This is a genomic window from Ruegeria sp. HKCCD6426 (genome assembly GCF_057221115.1).
On record NZ_JBWVBF010000004.1, the window covers coordinates 60,996 to 80,989 of the forward strand.

20 protein-coding genes are annotated in these 19,994 nt (G+C 56.9%); 9 read left to right on the forward strand and 11 right to left on the reverse strand.

What is annotated here, in order from left to right; all coding sequences use genetic code 11:
* Window positions 1-5 precede the first annotated feature (5 nt).
* Genes AC2TDA_RS13105 through AC2TDA_RS13115 form a run of 3 tightly spaced genes read right to left on the reverse strand, consistent with a single transcriptional unit; the run spans window position 6 to window position 4,082 of the window.
* Window positions 6-2,072, reverse strand: a complete 2,067-nt coding sequence (locus tag AC2TDA_RS13105; RefSeq protein WP_480876595.1) for an ABC transporter permease — start codon at window positions 2,070-2,072, stop codon at window positions 6-8.
* Complete coding sequence (locus tag AC2TDA_RS13110) at window positions 2,069-3,121, reverse strand: quaternary amine ABC transporter ATP-binding protein (RefSeq protein WP_480876598.1); 1,053 nt, start codon at window positions 3,119-3,121, stop codon at window positions 2,069-2,071. Before AC2TDA_RS13110 ends, AC2TDA_RS13105 begins: the two co-directional genes overlap by 4 nt.
* Window positions 3,122-3,131: 10 nt before the next feature.
* The gene (locus tag AC2TDA_RS13115; RefSeq protein ID WP_480848387.1) at window positions 3,132-4,082 is read right to left on the reverse strand and encodes an ABC transporter substrate-binding protein; all 951 of its coding nucleotides are present in this window, start codon (window positions 4,080-4,082) and stop codon (window positions 3,132-3,134) included.
* Window positions 4,083-4,458: 376 nt separating this feature from the next.
* On the opposite strand from AC2TDA_RS13115, the gene AC2TDA_RS13120 reads away from it, so the two are divergent.
* Both AC2TDA_RS13120 and AC2TDA_RS13125 read left to right on the forward strand, forming a co-directional pair.
* Entirely contained in the window at window positions 4,459-5,121 is a 663-nt protein-coding gene (locus AC2TDA_RS13120; protein ID WP_480876601.1) for a DNA-3-methyladenine glycosylase I, read from the forward strand.
* A 42-nt stretch (window positions 5,122-5,163) separates the two neighbouring features.
* The gene (locus AC2TDA_RS13125) at window positions 5,164-5,850 is read left to right on the forward strand and encodes a hypothetical protein (RefSeq protein ID WP_480876604.1); all 687 of its coding nucleotides are present in this window, start codon (window positions 5,164-5,166) and stop codon (window positions 5,848-5,850) included.
* Between the two features lie 4 nt (window positions 5,851-5,854).
* Here AC2TDA_RS13125 and AC2TDA_RS13130 read toward each other — a convergent pair whose 3' ends face one another.
* Complete coding sequence (locus AC2TDA_RS13130) at window positions 5,855-6,262, reverse strand: c-type cytochrome (RefSeq protein WP_480848393.1); 408 nt, start codon at window positions 6,260-6,262, stop codon at window positions 5,855-5,857.
* A 96-nt stretch (window positions 6,263-6,358) separates the two neighbouring features.
* Between AC2TDA_RS13130 and AC2TDA_RS13135 the strand changes: the two genes are divergently transcribed.
* The gene (locus AC2TDA_RS13135; protein WP_480876606.1) at window positions 6,359-6,796 is read left to right on the forward strand and encodes a DMT family transporter; all 438 of its coding nucleotides are present in this window, start codon (window positions 6,359-6,361) and stop codon (window positions 6,794-6,796) included.
* Here the strand turns inward: AC2TDA_RS13135 and AC2TDA_RS13140 are convergent.
* The 3 genes from AC2TDA_RS13140 to AC2TDA_RS13150 all read right to left on the reverse strand — a co-directional run bounded on the left by AC2TDA_RS13140 (window position 6,780) and on the right by AC2TDA_RS13150 (window position 9,746).
* Complete coding sequence (locus AC2TDA_RS13140; protein ID WP_480848397.1) at window positions 6,780-7,466, reverse strand: ABC transporter ATP-binding protein; 687 nt, start codon at window positions 7,464-7,466, stop codon at window positions 6,780-6,782. The genes AC2TDA_RS13135 and AC2TDA_RS13140 overlap by 17 nt on opposite strands.
* Window positions 7,459-8,745, reverse strand: coding sequence for a lipoprotein-releasing ABC transporter permease subunit (locus tag AC2TDA_RS13145; RefSeq protein WP_480876609.1), 1,287 nt, complete (start codon window positions 8,743-8,745; stop codon window positions 7,459-7,461). Before AC2TDA_RS13145 ends, AC2TDA_RS13140 begins: the two co-directional genes overlap by 8 nt.
* Window positions 8,746-8,825: 80 nt before the next feature.
* Window positions 8,826-9,746 carry a DUF6492 family protein gene (locus tag AC2TDA_RS13150; RefSeq protein ID WP_480876611.1) on the reverse strand — a complete coding sequence of 307 codons (921 nt, stop codon included), beginning with the start codon at window positions 9,744-9,746 and terminating at the stop codon, window positions 8,826-8,828.
* A gap of 409 nt (window positions 9,747-10,155) precedes the next feature.
* Here AC2TDA_RS13150 and AC2TDA_RS13155 point away from each other — a divergent pair, with 409 nt between their 5' ends.
* Window positions 10,156-10,515, forward strand: a complete 360-nt coding sequence (locus AC2TDA_RS13155; protein ID WP_480876613.1) for a hypothetical protein — start codon at window positions 10,156-10,158, stop codon at window positions 10,513-10,515.
* A gap of 30 nt (window positions 10,516-10,545) precedes the next feature.
* On the opposite strand, the gene proS is transcribed toward AC2TDA_RS13155, so the two are convergent.
* Window positions 10,546-11,886 carry a proline--tRNA ligase gene (proS, locus tag AC2TDA_RS13160; RefSeq protein WP_480848404.1) on the reverse strand — a complete coding sequence of 447 codons (1,341 nt, stop codon included), beginning with the start codon at window positions 11,884-11,886 and terminating at the stop codon, window positions 10,546-10,548.
* A gap of 168 nt (window positions 11,887-12,054) precedes the next feature.
* Between proS and AC2TDA_RS13165 the strand changes: the two genes are divergently transcribed.
* The 5 genes from AC2TDA_RS13165 to AC2TDA_RS13185 all read left to right on the forward strand — a co-directional run bounded on the left by AC2TDA_RS13165 (window position 12,055) and on the right by AC2TDA_RS13185 (window position 17,839).
* Window positions 12,055-13,419, forward strand: a complete 1,365-nt coding sequence (locus AC2TDA_RS13165; protein ID WP_480876616.1) for an FAD-dependent oxidoreductase — start codon at window positions 12,055-12,057, stop codon at window positions 13,417-13,419.
* Window positions 13,419-14,393 (forward strand): isopenicillin N synthase family dioxygenase, encoded by a 975-nt coding sequence (locus AC2TDA_RS13170; RefSeq protein WP_480876618.1) that lies wholly within the window; start codon window positions 13,419-13,421, stop codon window positions 14,391-14,393. The genes AC2TDA_RS13165 and AC2TDA_RS13170 overlap by 1 nt, the downstream gene beginning before the upstream one ends.
* 89 nt (window positions 14,394-14,482) lie before the next feature.
* Window positions 14,483-15,553 carry an AI-2E family transporter gene (locus AC2TDA_RS13175; RefSeq protein WP_480876620.1) on the forward strand — a complete coding sequence of 357 codons (1,071 nt, stop codon included), beginning with the start codon at window positions 14,483-14,485 and terminating at the stop codon, window positions 15,551-15,553.
* Window positions 15,554-15,555: 2 nt separating this feature from the next.
* Window positions 15,556-16,245, forward strand: coding sequence for an HdaA/DnaA family protein (locus AC2TDA_RS13180; protein ID WP_480848412.1), 690 nt, complete (start codon window positions 15,556-15,558; stop codon window positions 16,243-16,245).
* A 49-nt stretch (window positions 16,246-16,294) separates the two neighbouring features.
* Entirely contained in the window at window positions 16,295-17,839 is a 1,545-nt protein-coding gene (locus AC2TDA_RS13185) for a Ppx/GppA family phosphatase (RefSeq protein ID WP_480876623.1), read from the forward strand.
* Window positions 17,840-17,849: 10 nt separating this feature from the next.
* Here AC2TDA_RS13185 and AC2TDA_RS13190 read toward each other — a convergent pair whose 3' ends face one another.
* The 3 genes from AC2TDA_RS13190 to AC2TDA_RS13200 are packed head-to-tail and all read right to left on the reverse strand — an operon-like array spanning window position 17,850 to window position 19,960.
* Entirely contained in the window at window positions 17,850-18,224 is a 375-nt protein-coding gene (locus tag AC2TDA_RS13190) for a hypothetical protein (protein ID WP_480876626.1), read from the reverse strand.
* Window positions 18,225-18,261: 37 nt separating this feature from the next.
* Complete coding sequence (locus AC2TDA_RS13195) at window positions 18,262-19,275, reverse strand: endonuclease/exonuclease/phosphatase family protein (RefSeq protein ID WP_480848418.1); 1,014 nt, start codon at window positions 19,273-19,275, stop codon at window positions 18,262-18,264.
* Between the two features lie 4 nt (window positions 19,276-19,279).
* Window positions 19,280-19,960, reverse strand: a complete 681-nt coding sequence (locus tag AC2TDA_RS13200) for a TerB family tellurite resistance protein (RefSeq protein WP_480876629.1) — start codon at window positions 19,958-19,960, stop codon at window positions 19,280-19,282.
* Between the last annotated feature and the right edge of the window lie 34 nt (window positions 19,961-19,994).

Sequence of the window (19,994 nt, forward strand, 5' to 3'; positions counted from 1 at the left end):
CGCTTCTAGAGGCCTAGCGCCTTGCGCCGTTCTTCGGCAAAGCCCTGCACCATCCGGTCCGCAATCAGCGCAAGGATGGCCATCGCCGCCCCCGCCGATATACCAAGACCAACGTCCGCCTGTCCAAGCGCCAGGTAGATCGATTGGCCCAGACCAGTCGTTCCGATCAGCGCCGCGATTACCAGCATGGCAAAGGCATAGAGGATGGTTTGGTTCAGGCCCAACAGGATGGTCGGTGCCGCGTAAGGCGCGCGTACGTCCCGCAGAATCTGCCATTCGGTCGCGCCGCTTGAAATTGCGGCCTCCATCATCTCGTCCGGTGTATTCACCAACCCGTGTCTTGTATAGCGGATCATCGGCACGATCGCGTAGGCGCAAATCGCCAGAAAGGCCGAGAACTCACCGATCTGAAACACCATCAGTACGGGGATCAGAAACACGAACAAAGGAATTGTCTGCAGCATATCGCAGATCGGACGAACCACTTTCCAGACCGGGCTCCAAACTGCACTGGCCAGACCGATCAAGCCACCCACAACGGCGCAAGAAAACACCGCTGCGCCACTGAGGTAGAGCGAAAGCAGCGCCCGCTCCCAGAGGCCAGAAACGAGGATGGTGCACAGCAGCCCAACCGATAGCGCGGCCAGGCGCCAGCCGCCTGCGACCCACCCAAGAGCAGCAGCTCCAGTCAGGACAAATGGCCAGGGAAGGTTCGAAATGCCGGTTTCCAGCATTCCGATCAAGATCAGGACGATCAACCCGCCGGTCAAGCGCCCGCGCCAAGCCATCAGTAAGGCAACCAGAGCACCGGCTGCAAAGAGGCCGTAGCTCATTGCCGAGGTCCACTGGAAGCCCCAGGTGAATGGCAACACTGCCTGATCAAGGCCAATCCGCAACGGCAGAAGCACATAGAACATCGAGTTGTTCTTCAATGCGTCCAACCACGGGCCGTTACTTTGTGTGAAGGCAGTCAGGCCACTGTCCACAGCTCCGGCCAGTGGGTCCAGTAAGGTCAAGTCCGAAGGGTTCGGAAGCCAGGCCCAGAAAGCAGCCGTGAACAGGACGGTAAAGCCCAGCATGGCCCAGACAACGCGCTGGTCGTATCGCTTTCTTTCCGTGGCCAAAGTCCCGCTCATGCGGTCGATTACAACGGCAAAGACCACGATAACCAGGCCGGCCAGCAACGATTCACCAAATTGCGCCTTGCGCATGGTCAGCAGCACTTCCCAGCCGATATCATTGAACCCGCCAATAACGGCAGCGATGATCACCATGGACAACGCGGCCATAAGACATTGGTTCACGCCCACCATGATCTGCGTAGCGGCCGAGGGGATTTCGACCTGAAACAGTTGCTGGAACCGTGTGCCGCCGGACATGATGGCAGCCTCTTTGATTTCAGGTTCTACACGCTCCAAGCCCAGCATCACATTGCGTGCCATTGGTGGGGCCGCATAAATGGCCGAGGCGATCAAGCCCACAACCGGCCCAAAACCGAACAGAAGCAACAGCGGCGTTAGGTATGCAAAGGTTGGAACCGTCTGCATAATATCCAACACCGCCTGCACCGCAGATTTGACGCGTGGTACTTCGTTGGCAAGGATGCCTATTGCTCCGCCCACAATCAACGCCACCGGAACTGATACCGCGACCAGCGCAAGCGTGTTCATGCTTTCGACCCAATAGCCGGAGGCCAGAACAAAACAGAGCCCGAAAAAACCCAGCGCCGCCATCGGAAACCCGCCCAGAAACCACCCGAGCGCAGTGACCAATCCGATCAGTATCGGCCAGGGTGTATTACCCAGTACGAAGTTGGCCCAGTCCATGGGATAAGCCATGACATCGGAAAACAATCGCGCGGCCGGTTTGATACCGTTCAAAAACCAGACCAGAAAAGACCCGACCCAATCCGTTGCGGGCAATTCCAGCGAGGTGGGCCACTTAATCAGCCAAGGTGCAACGCCCTCAAGCGCGAGACAAATCGCGCCAACCACCAAAGTGATCAAGGCGGCCTGTGCCCCCGCTGTCATTCGTACGTAATTCTGCGCCGAAACATCGGTGAAAGCGGTCATGCTTCGTCCACCTGCAAGGCTGCAGCCAGATCAGACGGGTGGACCGTGCCAACGATGGTGCCGGAAGCATCCCGTACAGGCACCGGCTCGTACAGCTCCATACAATGCGCCAGAGCCGCATCCAACGTCATCGACGTCGTCAGGCCCGGGTCGTCGGGTCCGCGATCACCATCTGCGTCCCGCATGACTGAAGCAACTTTGGCGTGCTGTCCTTTGGCAACATCCTTCGAGAATTCGCGCACATAATTGTCGACCGGACGCAGCACGATGTCGGTGGGCGTGCCGATCTGAACGATCTTGCCGTCGCGCATGATGGCGATACGGTCCGCCAGTTTCAGCGCCTCGGCGATGTCGTGCGTGATGAACACAATTGATTTCTTCAGCGTCGCCTGGATGCGCAGGAACTCATCCTGCAACTGACGGCGAATTAGTGGGTCAAGGGCCGAGAACGGCTCGTCCAGAAACCAGATATCGGGATTCACGGCCAAAGACCGCGCGATCCCGACCCGTTGCCGCTGACCACCCGAAAGCTGCCGCGGGAAGCTATCTTCGCGGCCTTCAAGACCCACCAGCGAGATCACTTCTTGTGCACGAGCCAGCCGCTCCTTGCGGCTCACGCCCTGAACGCGCAGCGGATAGGCGACATTCTCGGCCACTGTCATATGGGGAAAAAGGCCAAAATGCTGGAACACCATACCCAGCTTTTTGCGACGCAACTCGGTCAGGGCCTTCTTGGAGGCGCCAACCACATTCTCATCGTCCACCCGAATCTCACCACCGGTACCCGGTAGCAATTGCGAGATACAGCGGATCAGGGTGGATTTGCCTGATCCCGATAGACCCATGATGACGAACAGCTCGCCTTCCTTGACCTCGAAATTGGCATCCTGAACTGCTGGAATAAACCCGCTTTCACGCAGGTCGGCGGCGGCTTTGTCGGCGTCATTCCCTGACCGAGACAGCGCGTCGGTCAGGGCTTTTTCTGCGCCGGGGCCGAACACCTGCCAGAGATTCCGGCAGGCGATGGCAGGCGTCGTCATATCAGTCACTGATGTCAGCTCACTGTGTTGCCGCGTCAACAACCGGACGCCACTTGCCTTCGTTTTCGGCCATCCATGCGGCGACAACTTCCTCGACCGAACCGCCGTCCACGTCGATGGCTCCCATCATCGGCTGCTGGTCTTCTACCGCAAGCTGGTAATTGGTCAGGATCTCATAAGCGGCAGGCCACTTTTCTTCCATACCGCTCCAACCGGCTTTGAAAATTCGAGACGGCGAGAAGTCACAATCATTTACCGCGTTGGGGTTGGGACCCCAAGCCGGATCAGTGAAGCACGCTTCTTCACCGGCAGGCAGGTCGACGAACTGCACGTCATAAGCCGACATCGCCCAATGCGGCTGCCAGAAAGTAATCAGCAGAGGCGACTTACGCTCGGTCGAAGCGCGCAATTCAGCAATCAAGGCACCTTCGGACCCAGCTGGGACAGCCTTGAACGGCAGCTCCAGCCCGGTCATGCGATCAGCCCCAGGCGTACCCCAATCGGCGGGATAATCAACCAGGCGCCCCCCGGGCAACGTTTCGGCCGTTGCGAATACTTGCGCACAGTCTTTCAGCGCTTCCCAAGCAGGCAGGCCCGGGCACAAATCCGCAACGTGCGCGGGGTATGCGATGCCTTCCTTGGCATCCAGACCCAGATCGCCGATCTCCACAACAGACCCTTCGGCAATTTTCTTCGCATATTCATCCGATACGTTCGAAGACCAGATCTCCAACGTCGCGTCGATGTCGCCATCGGCCAATGCCTGGAACTGGTTCATCATCCCAGCGGTTACGAATTCAACGTTGTACCCTGCTGCTTTCAGCATCTCTCCGGCCACATGCGTCGTCACGTGCTGACCGGTCCATTCGTTGATCGCCAGTTTTATCGGCTCGTCCACAGCACCCATATCAGCCGCACTTGCAGCACCTGCCACGGTCATCGCCAGAAGGCTTACACCCAGTTTTTTCATAAGTTTAACTCCCTGTTTTCCTTTTTTGGCCCCTTGCGACAGGCACACCCTGACCAAGGTTTTTTCGGATTACGAAACTATGTCGCAGCATGCACAAATTCTGTCGGAAAAGAAAAGAGAACAGTTGGCTTACAGGTCGAATTACCCGACCCGTCAAACCAACCTCACCTTCCCCACCCCGTATGCATCAATTTGCACGCATCTGGTGTTTCTGTTGTCGTAGGCTGCGGGAAATTGATTGACTAGTCAATTATAAATATCCCAAAATAGATTCTGATGGCCTGCTCGCGCCACTCATCCCACTCTTCAGCCTAGTTTTCTCTCTTGCCAGTCCAGAACAAAGGGACAACACTCGCCGGCATGGAGGGGGCTCGACATGCGCAATTTTGAAGAAATCTATAGCTTGGCTGCCGATCGTCACGGTGGGCCGGATACGTTGGAAGGCAAACTGGCCAAACCAAAATCCAAATCTGAACTGACCGAAATGCCCGATGATCGCTGGCTGTCAATTATCAGCAAGACCGTTTTTCAAGCTGGCTTCAACTGGAAGGTTATTGAGGCCAAATGGGACGGGTTTGAAATCGCGTTTGACGGCTTTGACGTTGGACGTTGCGCGTTCATGGACGACGAAAAGTTTGATGCTTTGCTTCAGGACACGCGGATCGTGCGAAACGGTACCAAGATCGAATCCGTGCGCGACAACGCCGCTTTTCTGCTGGAATTGCGCAAAGAAGGTGGTGCCGGACAGGTACTTGGTGGCTGGCCCTCAACTGACTACATCGGGTTGCTGGCGATGCTGGCAAAGCGCGGCTCGCGATTGGGCGGGGCTTCGGCGCAATATGCGATGCGTTTTGCTGGGCGGGACAGTTTCATCCTGTCGCGCGACGTCACTGCTCGCCTGATCGCTGAAGGTGTGATCGACAAACCCGCGACGTCTAAAAAGGCAATGGCAGCTGTACAGGAAGCTTTCAACACCTGGATGGAGCAATCGGGGCGTACTCTGACCGAGATCAGCCGCGTTCTGGCGATGAGTCTGTGAAAACAGCTTGCAGAGTGGGCAGAGCACATTAGGCTTATCGCCATGGTTCGCCCCTTGCTGATTAGTATTCTGATCCTGTTTTCAGCCTGCGGTCGCCCCCTGACCGAGCAAGAACGCGCATTTGCCGGTAATATTCATGGCGAAACGCTGGATCTCGACCGGGTGCGACTGGTCGAGGGCGCACCGGTCACCGCAATTACCTACACACGCAAGGTGCGCCCGAGGCTAGCTTGCCGGGAACGCGTCCTACCGCCGGTCAAAGAGGAAACCGTCACCGGGAAGCCGGCAGCCGTCGCCCTGTTTAACCATGTTTACTTCACCAAAGACTGGTATCTGGATGACTACATGAGTCAGTACCCGGATCAGGTGAGCCTGATTGCAGCAATGCTGCTGGCTCATGAGCTGACGCATGTCTGGCAATGGCAGAACCGCCGGACTACCGGGTACCACCCGCTCCGCGCGGCCGCTGAGCATGGCGGAGAGAGTGATCCGTATCTGTTCGACCTCGATTCGTCTCCGGATTTTCTGGCCTATGGGTATGAACAACAGGGTTCGATCGTCGAGGAATATGTGTGCTGCCGTGCGCTGGACCCCAACGCGCCCCGTACGAAACGCCTGCACGATATGCTTAGCCCGCACTTCGACTTGTCGATGCTGCCGGGCACTCGCCGAGAGAACGACGTGCTGCTTCCTTGGGACGGCGCTAAGGTTCAGGGGATATGCAGCTGAGCCTTTAGTTGCCCTGCAACGTTTTCAGATAGGCAACCAAATCGACAATGGGTTTGCTGGTCAAAATCGGCTGACCCGCAGGGGTCTTAATTGGTGTATCCTGTCCTTCGAAATATGGCCCATAGACTGGCATCGGGCTGCCGTGGCTGACCAAAGGATCCCGTCCGTCGATGCGCGCCACAACGCGGGCCGTTGGGAATACGCCATCATCGTCAGACAGTGTTTTCAGGTTGGTCGGCTGAATAATCAGGACACCGGCCATTGGTCCGTGCCCGGTCGCATCCAAACCGTGGCAGGTTGCACAGTAATGCTGATACAGTTCGGCCCCCACTTCAGCATCCTGGGCCAAGACGCCCTGAGACATCGTCGCAAGAAATGCGATAGAACTTGTCGTGAATAGCCACCTGATCATCGCTTCCTCCACTGCAATCAAACATTTACAGGCTTGCCCGCAGACCGCCATGGCGCAATGATCCAGATCAACAGGTTCAACTTGAAGGGGCAATTCATGACACAATATGCGGCGATCATGCTGGCTGCCGGAATTGGCATTCCAGTCCTCGCAGCGCTGAACGCAGCCCTTGGCAAGTTGATCGGATCGCCCAACTCGGCCGCCGTAATCCTATTTGCCATCGCGTTTGTCGCATCGGTGCTGGCCTTGCTCCTGCTGCCAGGCGGTCAGGCTTTCGCCAAAGCCGCCGAAGCCCCCAAACATCTGTTTTTGGCCGGGGTGCTGATCGCGTTTTATGTGCTGTCCATCACCCATGTCGCCCCCCATTTCGGAGTTGGGAATGCGGTGTTCTTTGTATTACTGGGACAGTTGGTCAGTACTGCCGCGATAGACCACTTTGGCCTGTTTGGCGCTCAGATCACCCCGCTGACGCTAATGAGGGCCGGAGGAATTACAGTAATGGCTATCGGTGTCGCGATCACTCAACTGGCTTGAGCACGCCTCCGTCAAGACGAACCATCCGATCCATTCGGGCTGCCAGGTCCAGGTTGTGCGTGGCGATCAGAGCCGACAAACCGGCCTCGCGTACAAGTGTCATCAACGCGCCAAAGACCTGATCCGAGGTCTCAGGGTCCAGGTTTCCTGTCGGCTCATCTGCCAGAAGAACGCGCGGCTCATTCGCCAGGGCCCGGCAGAAAGCTACACGCTGTTGCTCCCCCCCTGACAAGGCAGCTGGGCGGTGATCCGATCTTGCATCAACACCGACGCGACCCAGCAGCAACATCGCCCTATCCCGCGCGACCCTTTCGGGCATACCGTTGGCCAGTTGCGGTAACACGATGTTCTCAAGCGCAGTGAATTCGGGCAGCAGGTGATGGAACTGATAGACGAACCCAACGTCCCGACGCCGGATCGCGGTGCGGGTACGATCCCCCTTGCCCGAGGCCGCCTGCCCTGTGATCTCAACCGTACCGGTGTCCGGCGTGTCCAGCAGGCCCGCGATATGCAACAGGGTAGATTTACCGGCTCCCGAAGGTGCAACCAGCGCCACTGCCTCACCTGCGCGCAGCTCCAGATCGACGCCGCGCAGTACCTGCACCTCACCCGGCGTACCTTGCAGATAGGTTTTGGTTAAGCCGTTCAACCGCAGTGCCACATCACTCATAGCGCAACGCCTCGACCGGGTTCAGCCGCGCCGCGCGGCGGGCCGGAAAATAGGTGACAAGAAAGGACAGCCCTAAAGACAGGCCAATAGCCTTGAGCACATCGGACAGATGCAATTCGGCCGGCAATGCATAGATGCCGCGGATCGAAGGATCCCACACACCGCCCCCCATGACATAGTTCACAAAGGAAAAGATCGGGTCGATATAAAGCGCAAACAAGCAACCAAGAATGACGCCCATCGCAGTGCCGATAATCCCTGTAAACGCCCCGCATATGAAAAACACGCGCAGAACAGACCCTTCGCTCAGCCCGATTGTACGCAGGATACCGATATCGCGGCCTTTATTCTTAACCAGCATGATCAAGCCCGAGACGATGTTCATTGCAGCGATCAGAACCAGGATCGACAAGATGATGAACATCACATTGTCCTCGACCTCGAGCGCGCGCAGAAACCCACCCGAAGCATCCTGCCACGTCCATAGCTGCGGTCGGCCACCCGCGGCTTCGAGTATCGGAACCAGAATTGGGTTCAGATTCTCAGGCTGCTCGACCATAACCTCGATCTCATCGGCAACGCCGTCACGATTGAAAAAGCTCTGCGCCTCGGCAAAGGGCATGTAAACGCGGGTTCGGTCAATGTCATAACGGCCGGCAGAAAACACATAGACGACCTCGTAGGCGTTGACCCGTGGCGATGTGCCGAAGGCCGTCTTGACCCCGTTGGGTGAAGTCACTTTGACCGTATCGCCTACGCTCGCCCCAATGGCCCGCGCAACACCCGAACCGATGGCAATTCCGTCCTCGAACCGGTTCAGATCGCCATAAGCCTGCTCGCTTTCGGCAATTCCTGGTAAGCTGTACAGGTCGTCTGGCCGGATACCAAAAACTTCGACCCCAGTGCTGCGGTCACGGTTCGTCAGCAGAACCTGTCCTTTGACAAGTGGCGCAGCCCTTTCCACGCCCGGCACTTCTGCGATCTTCGTAGCCATATCGTCATAGTCGACGATGGTGCGATCAATGCGGCCTTGTGAGTCAACCTCACCTGCCGAGTAGACGGTGACATGGGCATTTGCCCCCAAAATAGTGCCTACGAATTCGGACCTGAACCCAGACCGCACCGCAAGCGTGGCAATCAGCGCGAACACAGCCAACGTGATCCCAATCAGCGAGATCCACGTCATCACGCTGACGCCCCCCTCGGCGCGACGGGCACGCAGGTAACGCCAAGCTATTTTCCATTCAAAAGGGGCGAAAGGAGGCGGTGTTTTGGCCATTCCTGCTCCGACGATTGTTTTGCCGCGACCCTTTCGGCATTTCGGTGGATGGTCAAGTCGGTTGTGGGATTAAACCAACGTCAAACCGATTGGACGGCCGTTGCTTGCAAAACAGTTCTGGCTGTTTGCTGGTCACAGATACCTCGGCGTTCAAATAACCGGCACAATTGTTCAAGCAACTCGGGCGGCATCATGGAAATCATACGATTATGCAGGCCCAGGCATCGGACCTCAGAATGATCCAATCCAGAAATCAGTTCCTTGACCTTTTGTGCTGAATAGGTCGGCCACATACCTAAGGCGTGCCCCTGCGCCTCTTCAAACCACCGCGCATAACCGAATGAGGAGCTGAGGCAGAATGCATTGATCAACATGAACTCGGACGGACGGCGACGCGAGGCAAACAATGCCTGAACAGATCGGTGACGCGCGTTGACTTCCTCTAACAAAGCCAGAAGCAGCGACCTGCGAACAGGATAGGGTGTGGTGAAGGTCGTGGTGCGCGACGGTAAGGGATTCGAGCCCGTCATCCCCAACGCTTCCAGACTATGCCGCAGCCAGTTACGGTGATTGTCCCTGTTCACTTCAAGAAACGGGATCTTGGCGGCACCGCTTTGTGCAAAAAAATCCGAAGGTGAGACTGGTTTCAGAAATATATTCTTCGTGTCCAGGATGACCATGTTCTCGGTCTTTGCAACGCGGGCCGCACCAAGTTTTAGGGCCTGCTGCATGCGATACCCGTTGTTTCCCCGCCATCCTCCTTTGCGAATGAACGGAAATCGAAATCGGTTTTCGATAAATACGCGGTCCAGAACTGAGCGCCTGAGGGACGGATGTGCGGTTAAAAGGGCTGCGTCGCCGCTTACGACATGAACTTTGGATTTCAGCGGCCCATAAGCATCCAGGATTTCGGTAACTTGTGCCGTCAGTCTCTTCTCATTTGCGTCGTTCAGAATGACATGGATTGATGCCACGTCGCCAGCATCGACAAATTGCGCCATTGAAAGAGCCTGAAGCCTAAGCAGCGGAAAGTCTCTTGAATAGACAATTGTTGCAAAGCTTAACACTGCAAGACCTGACTCAGTAACCTTGTTCGGGCACACCTAGCAGCTTCGTCTCACGGTGCGCAATTCAGTTATTCCACCGTGGAAACCGCGAATCACTTGGCCACACTGCCGTTGGACAATCTTCCGAAAATAGATGGACACCAAAACGACTAAACCCGCAGTTGTGACGCTCTTCACAGACACAGCGTTATTGTTTCGGTTATGAAGTCAATGTGAACATAGCGCCCAAAACTGAATTCAAAATGCAACATTTATCGAGTAATATTATTTCGCTTTTTGCTTACTTTGGGAAATTTTGACACCCTACAAGTGGGGGAACACATTATCAGAGCGGGGGTCGCTCATGAATTTTGAAAGTGACATTGAAAAAACGGGGTCGAATTTGACCCGCACGGCATCAACAGAATTGGACTGCGAAAGCGCGGCACTTCTACGCGCCGCCATCCGACCGTTATTCGCCAGCGCGGCGAATTGGGGCAATTTGACGGACATCCTGAAAGAAAAAGGCTATCGTCTGGCGTTTCGCGAAGGACGGCTTTGCATCACGGACCGCGCTACCGACGAGCGGATCTGCGGTCTGCGTTTTCTTGGTCTGGAATTTCGGGAGTTGGTGCGGCGTATGGGCCGCCCAATTGTCGTCGCCCGCGGTAGTCATGCCGATGGCGACGTGTTGGCCGTACGGCCAACACCCGCCGCGTCCTAGGGTTCAATTCCGCGGAAGCCTCCGCCCTTTTCAGGCGGTGTGCTCGTAGATTTCCGCTATCTTGGTAACGGCCGCCTCAGGGCTTAGTTCTTCGCTTTCGCCGGTACGGCGGCTGGTGAGTTCAACTACACCATTTTTCAAACCACGCGGCCCAACAGTAATACGCCACGGCAAACCGATTAGATCCATAGTCGCGAACTTGCCGCCTGCCCGTTCCTTGCGATCATCATAAAGCGGCTCCAGACCCAACGCGGTCAGCGCTTTGTAGATCTTCTCACAAGCAGCATCGGCCTCTTCGTCACCCTGCTTCAAGTTGACAATCCCACAGTGGAACGGTGTTACGCCCTCGGGCCAGATAATGCCTTTGTCATCATGGCTGGCCTCAATAATCGCACCGATCAGGCGGCTAACACCGATGCCGTGGCTGCCCATGTGGACCGGAACCGGCTTCCCATCGGGTCCTTGAACAGTTGCCCCCATAGCCTCGGAATACTTGGTGCCGAAATAGAAGATCTGACCGACCTCGATGCCACGCGCCACGCGGCGGCGATCTTCGGGGACCTGATTGAACAGCGCCTCGTCATGGGTTTCGTCGGTGCGGGCGTATTTTGAAGTGAACTCTTCCAGAATCGCCTGACACTGTTCCCGACTATCAAAGTCGATCTCGCGGTCGCCGAAGGTCAGATCGGTGACCGCGCTGTCATAGAAGACTTCGGATTCACCGGTGTCGGCCAGAACCAGGAATTCGTGCGTGTCATCGCCGCCGATGGGCCCAGAGTCGGCGCGCATCGGGATCGCTTGCAGCCCCATACGCTCATAAGTGCGCAGATAGCTGACCAGATGGCGGTTATAGGCGTGCAGCGCGTCCTCTTTGGTGAGATCGAAATTGTAGCCGTCTTTCATATAGAACTCGCGGCCCCGCATCACGCCGAAACGCGGGCGGATTTCGTCGCGGAATTTCCACTGGATTTGGTAAAGCGTCAGCGGCAGGTCCTTGTAACTGCTGACGTGGCCCCGGAAGATGTCGGTCACCAGTTCCTCGGCAGTCGGCGTGTATAGCATGTCGCGCCCGTGCCGGTCCTGCATACGCAGCATTTCCTGACCGTAGTCGTCATAACGACCGGATTCGCGCCACAGGTCCGCCGATTGCAGGATCGGCATTTGGATGGCGATGTGTCCGGCCCGCGCCTGCTCTTCGTGGACGATGTTTTCCAGCTTGCGCAGCACTTTGAAGCCCAGCGGCAGCCAGGAATAGATGCCGGCAGCAGCCTGTTTGATCATCCCGGCGCGTAGCATCAACCGGTGGCTGACGATCTGAGCCTCGGACGGGTTTTCCTTGAGAACGGGCAGAAAGTAACGGCTGAGGCGCATAGTTTGACCTTCAAAGGTGAGAATTCGACTTCAAAGCTGCTTATGACAAAGCCCCGCCGGGGGCAATCGGGCATTGGTGAATTTGCGACCTCGGATCAGTCGGATTTTTGATTGACCCGTTAGTCAGGCGCCGGGATGGTATCGCAAACACGAAATACAGAGGCGCAAATGCTGACCATTCAGGAACCCGCACGCGAAATACCAGTTGTGCACAAAACAGAAATTCTGGTCGTCGGTTCGGGCCCAGCTGGGCTGGCTGCGGCGCTGGCGGCAGCACGTGCGGGTGCCGAGGTTTCACTGGTCGACCGCTACGGCTGTATGGGCGGTAATATTACGGCCGTGGGCGTCGAAGGATTCGCTTGGTATCGCCACGAGCAAACGATCGAAGCTGGTGGTATCGGCATGGAATTCGAGACCCGCGCCAAGGATATGGGCGCAGCCGTACCCGAGAGCCAGTCGCTCAGTTACGAGCTGGACAGTGAAGGATTCAAGTTAGTCGCTGACAAGCTGGTCGAAGAGGCTGGCGTGCATGCCATGCTGCACCGCCAATTTGTGGCTCCGATTATGGATGGCGACCGGATCACCGGCATCATCACCGAATCCAAGGCCGGGCGTGAGGCGATACTGGCCAAGGTCGTGATCGATGCCACCGGTGACGCCGACGTGGCCCATCGCGCGGGCGCTCCGACTCATAAAACCCCGCGAGAGGACATGATGGCAGCGTCTGTCATGTTCCATCTGGCCGGTGTCGACAAACGCGCATTCATGGAAGGCGTCAAGGCAGACCCGCAAACCTACAAGGACTGGGGTGGCGGTGGTGAATGGAACATTGAAACCTCGGGCAAAGAGGACGACATGTTTTCGCCCTTTGTGCACAAACCGTTCCAACAGGCAATTGACGAGGGGCTGATCCCCCCACACCTGAACACGATCGCAGGCACATGGGGCGCGATGCACGATACCGGCGAACTGACCTACATGAACCTTATTCACCTTGCAGAAATCGACGGCACCGACCCTGACAGCCTGACACGAGGTGAGATCGAGGGGCGGCGGCAATCCATGCTGGCCATCGAAGCGCTGCGTCGCTTCATGCCCGGTTGCGAGAACGCACGGTTGCGGAACTTTGGCATGACCATCGGCATTCGCGATACGCGCAAGATCGATGCGGTCTACAATATGACCGAAAATGATGCGCGCCATCAGGGCCGGTTTGAAGATACGATCGGCATCTACCCTGAGTTCATCGATGGGTATGGCATTCTGATCCTGCCAACAACCGGCCGGTACATGCAGATCCCCTATCGCTCGATGCTGCCCAAAGGAGTGAAAGGCTTGCTCGTCGCAGGACGTTCGCATGGCGCCGACCGCGTAGCCCATGCCGCAACTCGTAACATGGCATGCTGCGCGGTCATGGGTCAGGGCGCAGGTATTGCAGCGGCGCTGTCGCTTAGGAGCAATCAGGAATTGGATCGACTAAATCTAGCGCCCGTACATCAGGAATTGAAACGACAGGGGGTCAGGATCAACTGATGGACAGCATTCCAACGATAGATATCTCTCCTCTGAAAGACCCAGCACACCCGCAATACGCTGCAACGGTCGAACAGATAATCGATGCCTGTACCAGCATTGGCTTTCTATCGATCACAGGAACAGGGATTCCACTGGAGAAAGTGAACCAGGTACGCACCTGCGCCCGCGAAATCTTTGACGTTCATGAACAAAGCAAGTGGGATCAGGCCATTACTAGGCACAATTATCGCGGCTTCATCCCGATGGGTTTTTTCACGCCCAATGACGGCTCGGGCAAGGCAGACAAATATGAGGGCTACAAACTGCATCACGAAATTGCCGAGGACGCCCCAATTCGGCAGGACTGTTCGCTTTATGGTCCGAACCTCTGGCCAAAGGAGGTTCCGCACGCTCAGAGCGTAATTCTCGGATACTGGCAACTGCTGGACGGTGTCGCAGATCAACTGTTGGGCGCGCTGGAAAGCGGGCTGGACCTGAAACCCGGCATTCTGCGCTGCGCCTTCAAGGACCCTCTGACCAATATGACACTTCTGCATTACCCCCCTCAGGCGCCGGAGGAAGGCGGTTACGGCATTCACCCGCACAAGGACACGGATGCACTTACGATCATCGCACCCGATCCGGTTGGTGGCCTGGAGGTCCAGACCCGGGATGGCGGCTGGATCACACCTGACTGCCCCGAGGGCGGTTTTGTGGTCAACATCGGCGACATGCTGGAACTTTGGTCAGGCGGACGTCTGAAATCGACCCCGCATCGGGTCGTCAACAGATCAGGTCAGGAGCGGTATTCCTTCCCATACTTTGCCGTACCGCGCCATGACGTCACTGTGGAACCGTTGCTGCCACCCCTCCCCAGCTTTAACCGCCCCGCGGTGCATTGCGGCCATTGGTCGGCCGAGATCTGGAGGACCAACTGGCCTGACGAAACCGCTGACGAAGACACACCTGAGCTGGGGACACTACACGACTGATCGGCAAAAACGCCTGAGCCATGAACCGCTTGCATCGCGCGCCTTCATGCGCCAAGAACATTGCAAAGCGCCGCAAACAGGGAAGCGCCATGGCTTTGCCGGTTAAAGATCAGCTCAGGTATTGGGGCGTCGCTACTGCGGTGTTCGTCGTGGTTTTGTATCTACTGGGCGACGTTTTGCTTCCTTTCGTCATCGGAGGGGCAATCGCCTATTTCCTTGATCCTGTGGCAGATCGGCTGGAAACGCTTGGCCTATCCCGCATAGCCGCAACTGGCATTATTACCGTGGTCGGCGTGCTGGGGTTTGTCCTGATGATCCTGATGGTTGCGCCGGCGCTAATCACTCAGTTGCTGGACCTTGTCGACACTCTTCCCAGCCTTTTCAAAGAATTGCGCGCCTTCATTGAGAAACAGTTTCCGTCGTTGCTGGATCAGGAATCCAATACGCATCAGATGTTGGTTTCCTTTGGCGAGACTCTGAAATCAAAGACCGGCGATGTACTGCAAACCGTTCTGTCCTCGCTCGGGTCGGCAATCAACGTTGTGGTTCTGCTGGTTATTGTTCCCGTAGTTGCAGTCTATCTGTTGATGGACTGGGATCGCATGATCGCCCGTATCGGCGATCTGCTGCCACGAGACCACGCGCCAACCATCAAGCGATTGGCCACCGAGATCGATGCAGTTCTGGCGTCCTTCGTCCGGGGGATGGGCACCGTCTGTCTGATCCTTGGTACATATTACGCTGTCGCCCTGATGGTCGTCGGTCTGCAATTCGGCCTGATCGTTGGGTTCATCGCCGGGTTGGTTACGTTTATTCCTTATCTCGGCGCACTGATCGGCGGCACATTGGCGATTGGACTGGCTCTGTTTCAGTTCTGGGGCGACTGGACGCAGATCGGGCTGGTGGCTGGCATCTTTGCCCTTGGCCAAGTGACCGAAGGCAATTTCCTGACCCCCAAACTGGTCGGCAGTTCGGTTGGCCTGCATCCCGTCTGGCTGCTCCTGGCGTTGTCGGTATTCGGCGCATTGTTTGGTTTTGTCGGAATGCTGATCGCCGTTCCCGTAGCCGCAGCTCTTGGCGTGCTTGCGCGGTTTGCGACCGATCAGTATCTCAACAGCCGCCTCTATTCCGGTCGCGACGGGCTTGAGCAGGACGACTAACAATGGCCACCCAGCTGAGTTTCGACCTGCCCTCCAAGACAGCACTGGGGCGTGAGGATTTCTTTGTTTCACCTGCAAACGCTCTGGCGGTAGCAATGATTTCGGCCACATCCTGGCCGGGTAGCAAACTGGTACTGAGCGGCCCGCCTGGATCGGGCAAAACCCATCTGGCGCATGTCTGGGCTGGCGAAACCGGAGGGCGCATCGTTCAGGCTTCCAAATTGCGCCATGAAGACGTACCCAATCTGGCCCGTACGCCCGTCGCTGTCGAAGATGTCCCCTCAATTGCATCGGACCTCGAGCAGCAAAAGACGTTGTTTCACTTGCACAACCTCGTTCTGGCCGAGGGGCATGCATTGCTTATGACCGGGCGGGACGCGCCAAAACTGTGGCACCTGCCGCTGGCTGACTTGCAGAGCCGCGTTGAAGGGGCACACCACGTTGCACTTGAAAGCCCGGATGATGCGCTATTGGGGGCGGTTTTGGCCAAGCTGTTTACGGATCGGCAACTGAACCCAGGCCCTGATGTTATCTCGTATTTGGTCAAGCACATGGATCGAAGTTTTGAAACTGCGGCGGATGTCGTTGAGCAACTGGATACTCTGGCGCTCAGCGAAAAGCGTGAAATCACCCGTGCTCTGGCCGTACGTGTATTAAGCACTGCGGCCATTTCGCCCACAGCCGACGATTGACCGAACAACAACGATTTCGCATCCTGTGACCGGAACTGTTGGGGAACCCATGGAACAGACTGCCGTAGCTGAAACCCCGGATTACGGGCCGTTTGGAAAGCCTTTGTTTGACGATCCCGGTGCCAGAGCACTGTCGCGAGTGGGGGTTGTGGATGTCGGTTCGAACTCGGTCAGAATGGTTATCTTTGACGGCGCCGCCCGGTCGCCTGCCTACTTTTACAATGAAAAGGTCATGTGCGAGTTGGGCGCAGGATTGTCGGAAACGGGTCGTCTGAACCCCCTTGGGCGCGTTCGGGCGCTGTCAGCGCTGCAACGGTTTCAACACTTGGCCAAAGATCTGGGCCTGCCCGCCTTGCATGCCGTTGCAACTGCCGCCGTGCGCGAAGCCAAAGACGGGTCTGAGTTTTGTGAAGAAGTAAAAGAAAAGACAGGTCTGGCGATCAACGTCGTCAACGGCGAGGAAGAGGCGCGCCTGTCGGCCCAGGGTGTGCTACTGGGATGGCCCGGCGCCTATGGTCTGATTTGCGATATCGGTGGCTCGTCAGTCGAGCTGGCCGAGATCGGTGACGGTGAAGTCGGTAGCCGTATGACGTCGCCACTTGGTCCACTAAAGTTGCGCGACATCAAAGGCGGACGCCGTGCCCGCAAGGCTCATATCAAGAAAACGCTGGAAGATATGCGTGACCAGATGGGTCCTCAGCGTGACCGCTTGTTTCTGGTGGGCGGCAGTTGGCGTGCCTTTGCACGTTTGGACATGCTGCGACGGGGCTATCCGCTTAACGTGCTGCACGAATACCGTATGACCCACAAGCAGGTCCGCGAAACCATCAAGTTCATCGAAAAGAACGACCCGGATAAGCTGCGCAGCAAAGCGGGGGTCTCCAGCTCTCGCATGGCATTGATACCCTACGCGATGGATGTTCTTGCCCGGTTGATCCGTGCGTTCAAGCCCAAGGATATCGCGATCTCGAGCTATGGCATCCGCGAAGGATTACTGTACCAGCAGATGCCGCAACACCTACGTGACCGGGACCCCTTGATCGAGGCCAGCCGCTTTTCCGAGGCAAAGGATGCGCGTCTACCAGGCTTTGGCCGCCATCTTTATGATTTCGTCATGCCGCTGTTTCGTTCGGCGCCGCCGCAAAAGGTGCGGCTGATCAAGGCGGCCTGCCTGCTGCACGATGTCAGCTGGCGTGCCCATCCCGATTATCGCGCCGAAGTTTGCTTCGAATACGTGACCCGGGCCAACATGAGCGGTTTGAAGCATTCCGAGCGCGTATTCATTGGGCTAGCCCTGCAACACCGCTATCGCAATAAACGCGAAGGCAATCGATTTACTCCGCTCTACGAGCTTTTGGATGAGGCGGGCCAGAAACAGGCGGAAATTCTTGGCAAGGCCATGCGGTTCGGTGCCATGCTCTGGATGCAGAATGACGCGGCGATGGGTAAGCTGCGCTATTACCCGAAGAAGCACGAGCTGGAACTGATCCTGCCAAAATCTGCCGCAGCGCTATACAACGAAGTGGCCGAAGCACGGCTCAATTCGCTTGCTGACGCCTTGGAGTCCAACAGCCGAGTAATCATGCGGCGTTGATCCTGTTTGATCAGATGTCGGTGAATCCATCGGACGGCGGATCCACTGGTTCGGGTGGGTGTTCATTATCCTGCTTTGGCTTTTTCCGGATAATAATGTCGCCATTGGGTAGCAACTCGGGCGCCTCATACACGCTCCAATCCTCGATCTGGGCCGCAAGTTCGGCCAAGGCTGGACCCATCTCCTGAACAAATGAATGCACGGCTGGACCAAACTGGTCCGCAAGCCCCAGCAATTCATCAAGTGCCGGTTCCATTTCCTTCCGCAATCCTTCCAAAAACAGCTCTGCCCCCTGCTCCATAAGAGATTGGCTGTCATCTTCCTGGGCACTGGCCGGAAGAACCGTGGCAGCACAGGCTGCGCAGATCATCGCGATACGTTGCATGAACAAAATATAGGGGATGGTCGTTCAGGTTGAAAGGTTACAGGTCGATATCCAGCGAGACCGGGAAGTGATCCGAAGCGGTCAGCAAGGCGTCCCTTAGTTCAGGGTTGGACCAACAGGCAGCATCCTGAAACGGGTGCCAGATGCGCCATTCCGGATGTCGGTCGCGCAGATCGTGGCTGATCATGATGTAATCCAGAAGTGCCTCAAGGTATCGCCCCTCATCTGGTCGCGCAAAACGCGCGGTAGATGAAACCGATCCGGGACGCGGGCCATATGCCCGCGCGGCATGCGGATCGTAAAGACCGGATTCCAGCAGTATTTCGACCGAAGACCGCCCGAACAAGTTTTCGAATTCATCCAGGCCCGGGCCGTCGTTGAGATCACCCAGAAGGATAACAGGCTCACCTTTGGCCAGATGCGTCTCAACCCTCCGGGCCAGCCATATTGCCTGCGCCAATTGTTTCCGGCGATTGGCAATCGAGATGCGGATCGCCTCGTCCTTGGTTTCTGCGCCGTGGGGCGCTTTGGACTTGAGGTGCGCACCAATCAAACGAAAAGCCGCACCGTTGGCCAATTCGACGGCCAGCTCCATCGGCGGCTTCGAAAATCTGACCAGATCTTCGGTTGCGTCCACGTCCAGATCAATGCGGAAAACTCCGTCAAATCGCGGAGTATCCGTACTGCCATCTTCGTTCGTTGGGCTTCCAACCGGATCATGCCGAGCATGCAGGATAGCAGGATCAAAGAGCAGCCCCAGTTCCTGATGCGTGTCATTGGCAAACCCCATAACCGCGTGCGTTGTCCTGAGATCGAAAACCTCGGCAAACTGCTGCAGGGCGCGCACCGTGTTTTGAGACTTTCCGGTATTAGGTGCCTCGACGATCAATATCGCGTCGGCGTCCAACGCAGTCAGGACCTTGGCGATGGCTTCGATCTGCCGGGCTTTCGTCACATCATGTCGACCCGACCAGCTGTCATCAACGATCAAAGCATCATTTCGATCAAACAGATTGGCGAACCATTCGATATTGTAGGTCGCCAGCCGCATCAGCTCAGACCTTGGCCCCGTTAATCTCGTCCCAGGCCCGATTGATGTCGATCATCTTCTTTTCCGCCAGGCGCACCGCCTCTTCCGGCACTCCGCGGGCCATCATCGCGTCGGGGTGAGTATCGCGGACCAACTGCCGCCAGATCTTGCGGATTTCCTGCAAGGGCATGTCGCGGGGCACGCCAAGCACTGTATATGGGTCATTCGGCGCATCTGGAACAAACCGCGCGCGCAAGGCCATGAACTGAGCTTCGGTCTGACCGAATATACGGCTGACCTCTTCCAGAAATTCGTTTTCATTGGGATGGTAGAACCCGTCCGCCATTGCAATGTGGAACAATCCTTCCATAAGGTCGCACAGGGTGGTGTTGTCCTCGGCGAACATTCTTGCAATTTTGCGGGCGTAATCCTGATAACCGGCCACATCCGTGCGCGCCATGTCAAAGACCCGCGCAGCCCCTTCTTCGTCATCGCGAGCGATCTGAAAGACCTCGCGAAAGGCCGTCACCTCGTCCCGCGTCACTTGTCCATCAGCCTTGGCCATCTTGGCACCCAGCGCGATCACCGCGATGGCGAAAGCGATAGAACGCTCCGGTGGCGTGCGCAGTTTCTCGAAAACAGCGGTCAGGCTTTCACCTTGGGCGAGCGCACTCAGCGCGTCGGATATGCGGGTCCAGATCGACATGAGCGCACACTAGCGCGCCATGTTGCGACTGTCA